This window comes from Streptomyces sp. P17, from assembly GCF_032436805.1.
GTDB lineage: Bacteria > Actinomycetota > Actinomycetes > Streptomycetales > Streptomycetaceae > Streptomyces.
The window spans coordinates 1-379 of sequence record NZ_JAVRBF010000412.1 but is presented as its reverse complement, the minus strand read 5'-3'; the positions used below and the strand labels follow the sequence as shown (position 1 = coordinate 379).

General features: G+C 50.7%; 1 protein-coding gene. It reads left to right on the top strand.

Annotation, left to right across the window (positions count from 1 at the left end; all coding sequences use genetic code 11):
• Nucleotides 1–278: tyrosine-protein kinase family protein (locus RMT89_RS41520; protein WP_399498883.1), on the top strand; the 278-nt coding region annotated here is incomplete at its 5' end.
• Between the last annotated feature and the right edge of the window lie 101 nt (nucleotides 279–379).

Genomic DNA, 379 nt, shown 5'->3' with positions numbered 1-379 from the left:
AGTACGATTATGTTTTGGTCGATCTTCCGCCAATTCTGCCTGTAGTCGACGTCAAAGCAGCCGCAGAGCTTTTCGATGCGTTTGTTTTGGTTGTCGAATGGGGCAGCACGTCAACTGATGAGATTGTCAAAGCTGTGAACACTTCTCCAGTGGTTGCAGAGCGACTTCTTGGAGCGGTCTTAAATAAGGCGGATGAGGTCGTCATGCGCAGGTTCGAAGGATATTCGGATCGGCAGTACAACTACTACACGAACGATGTGACGACCGGAGCGTCCTAGATTTGGCGCGAGACGTCGAACTTCAGACACGATCAGAACTGTACGCTCGAAGGGTAGCTATTCTAGCAATCTGTGCTAGCGCTTTCTTTTGGGCTGCTCGG